Source organism: Variovorax sp. 01T439_2, from assembly GCF_056398445.1.
Window position 1 is genome coordinate 1 of the sequence record NZ_JBFTPJ010000743.1, and the last position, 2,989, is coordinate 2,989.

Annotated in this window: 3 protein-coding genes; all 3 read right to left on the reverse strand. The window is 69.7% G+C overall.

Annotation, left to right across the window (positions count from 1 at the left end; genetic code table 11):
- Positions 1–625 (reverse strand): molybdenum cofactor guanylyltransferase MobA (gene mobA / locus AC1DOC_RS26995; RefSeq protein WP_478130856.1); only part of this gene is annotated, 625 nt, incomplete at its 3' end.
- Positions 622–1,773 (reverse strand): GTP 3',8-cyclase MoaA, encoded by a 1,152-nt coding sequence (gene moaA / locus AC1DOC_RS27000; RefSeq protein WP_018906112.1) that lies wholly within the window; start codon positions 1,771–1,773, stop codon positions 622–624. The genes mobA and moaA, both read right to left, overlap by 4 nt.
- A 101-nt stretch (positions 1,774–1,874) precedes the next feature.
- The coding region (locus AC1DOC_RS27005; RefSeq protein ID WP_478130857.1) for an aldehyde dehydrogenase family protein at positions 1,875–2,989 on the reverse strand (1,115 nt) is incomplete at its 5' end.

Genomic DNA, 2,989 nt, shown 5'->3' on the forward strand with positions numbered 1-2,989 from the left:
CGGCCAGCGTGTTGGCGTTGAAGAAGGCGTCGGGCGCATCGCCGGGCCGGTCGAAGGGCACCAGCACCGTGCGGTGCTGCGCGGTCCAGGCGTCGATCTTGCGGCCGCCGGACTGGGTGAAGTTCACCAGGCTTTCGAGCAGCGTGGTGTGCAGCAGGCAGAACACCGGCTGCGGTCGCAGCACCGGCGCCGCGCCGGGTTCGGCGGCGGACTCGGGCGCGCTCACCATGGCGATTTCCGCGTTGTCGGCCACCAGGGCCTCGGCCAGCCGGCTCGCCAGGTCGAGCGGAAACAGCGGCGTGTCGCAGGGCACGGTGAGCAGGTAGGGCGTTTCGCAGCGTTCGAGCCCGGTCAGGAAGCCCGCGAGCGGGCCGGCATAGTCGGCCAGGCTGTCGGGCCACACCGGAACGCCGAAGGACTCGTAAGCCGCCAGGTTGCGGTTGGCATTGATCATGACCTCGCCCACCTGCATGCCCAGGCGCAGCACGGCATGCATGGCAAGCGGCGAGCCGTTGAAGTTCTGCAGGCCCTTGTCGATGCCGCCCATGCGGGAGCCGCGGCCGCCGGCCAGCAGCAGGCCGGTGATCTCGCCGGGGGAAATGGAATCTTGTGTGTTTGGGGTCATCCGCCGATGTAGCTCATTTCGACGCGGCGCGGCGCGGGGTCGTTGGCGTCGTGCTCGCCGCTGTCGGGGCCGCGCAGCGCGCGCAGTTCGGAATAGCGGTCGGCGCGGCCCTGCCAGATGTGGCCGATGGCCGAGCCGATGTCCTCGTCGGTGGCGGTGCCGCGCAGCAGGGGGCGCAGGTCGTGGCCCGCGCTCGCAAAGAGGCAGAGGTAGAGCTTGCCTTCGGTGGACAGGCGCGCGCGGCTGCAGTCGTGGCAGAAGGCCTGGGTCACGCTGCTGATCACGCCGATTTCCCCGCCGCCGTCGGCGTAGGCCCATCGCTGGGCGGTTTCGCCCGGCGCGCTGGGCTCGAGCGGCACCAGCGGAAACTCGGCGCCGATGCGCGCAACGACCTCGGCCGAGGGCAGCACCTCGTCCATGCGCCAGCCGTTGGTGGCGCCCACGTCCATGTATTCGATGAAGCGCAGCACCACCTTGCCGCCGTGGTGGTCGCGGAAGTAGCGCGCCATCGGCAGGATCTCCTGCTCATTGGTGCCGCGCTTGACCACCATGTTCACCTTCAGCGGACCGAGGCCCGCGGCCAGCGCCGCCTCGATGCCGGCGAGCACGTCGGCCACCGGAAAATCGACGTCGTTCATGTGGCGGAAGACCGCATCGTCCAGGCTGTCGAGGCTCACGGTCACACGCTGCAGGCCGGCGGCGGCCAGCGCGGCCGCCTTGCGCTGCAGCAGCGAGCCGTTGGTGGTGAGCGTGAGCGCGAGCGGTTCGCCGCCCGGGGTGCGGATTTCAGAGAGCTGCGCGATCAGCGCCTCGATGTTCTTGCGCAGCAGCGGCTCGCCGCCGGTGAGGCGGATCTTGCGCACGCCATGGGCCGCGAACAGGCGCGCGAGCCGGGTCATTTCCTCGAAGCTCAACAGCGCGCTGTGCGGCAGGTATTGGTAGTCCTTGTCGAACACGTCCTTCGGCATGCAGTAGCTGCAGCGGAAGTTGCAGCGGTCGGTCACGCTGATGCGCAGGTCGGTCAGCGGCCGGCCCAGGCGGTCGAGTAGCCGCCCGGTGGCGGGCACGGCCACCTCCGGAACCGCCACGGCGGGGCGCGCGCGGCCGACCTCGGAGAGCGGAATGACGGTGGTGCTTTTGCGGTTCATGGACAGCGGCCAATTTACTCCATCGGGCGCGGGCCGATTCCGAAAAGGGCTACTCCTTGGCGAGCGCCGCCCGGAACCCGGCCCTGCACGCGGCGCGCGCCTCAGCCGTGCTTGATGGCGACGGTCTTGAGCGTGGTGAAGCCGTAGAGCGCTTCGAAGCCCTTTTCGCGTCCGTAGCCCGACGACTTGACGCCGCCGAACGGCAGTTCCACGCCGCCGCCGGCGCCGTAGTTGTTGATGAACACCTGGCCGCTGCGAACCCGCTTGGCCATGCGGAACTGGCGCGCACCGTCGGTCGTCCAGACGCCGGCCACAAGGCCGAACTGCGTGGCGTTGGCGAGCGCCACCGCTTCGTCCTCGTCGGCGAACTGCATCGCGGCGAGCACCGGGCCGAACACCTCTTCCTGGGCGAGGCGGTGGTCCACCGGCACGTCGCGCAGCAGGGTGGGGGCCTGGTAGAAGCCGGTTTCGGGCGCCTCGTCGACCACGATGCCGTGGGCCACCATCGGAATGCCCGCCACCTGGGCGTCGCTCAGGAAATCCCACACGCGCTGCTGCTGTGTCTGGCGGATCAGCGGGCCGACGTCCAGGTCCATGGCCGCGGGGCCGACGCGCAGGGCCTCGAAGGCACGGCCGAGGCGCTCGAGCAGCGGCTCGTAGATGCCGCGCTGGATCAGCACGCGCGAGCCGGCCGAGCAGGTCTGGCCGGCGTTCTGCACGATGGCATTGATGATCACCGGAATGGCCGCGTCGAGGTCGGCGTCGGCAAAGATGATCTGCGGGCTCTTGCCGCCGAGTTCGAGCGTGACCGGGCAATGCCGCTCGGCCGCCACCTGCTGGATCAGCGTGCCGATCTTCGGGCTGCCGGTGAAGCTGATGTGGTCGATGCCCTCGTGCCGCGCGAGCGCGTCGCCCACTTCATGGCCGTAGCCCGTCACGATGTTGAGCGCGCCGGCCGGAAAGCCGACCTCGGCCGCCAGTTGCGCCACGCGAACGAGGGAAAGGCAGGCATCCTCGGCCGGCTTCACCACGCACACGTTGCCGGCCGCCAGCGCGCCGCCCACGCTGCGCCCGAAGATCTGCATCGGGTAGTTCCACGGAATGATGTGGCCGGTGACGCCGTGCGGCTCGCGCCAGGTGAAGACGCTGTAGCCGTCCTGGTAGGGAATGGTCTCGCCGTGCAGCTTGTCGCAGGCGCCGGCATAGAACTCGAAAT

Coding starts and splice junctions, on each gene's coding strand:
- moaA (WP_018906112.1), bottom strand. CDS start 1,773: ATGAACCGCAAAAGCACCACCGTCATTCCGCTCTCCGAGGTCGGCCGC.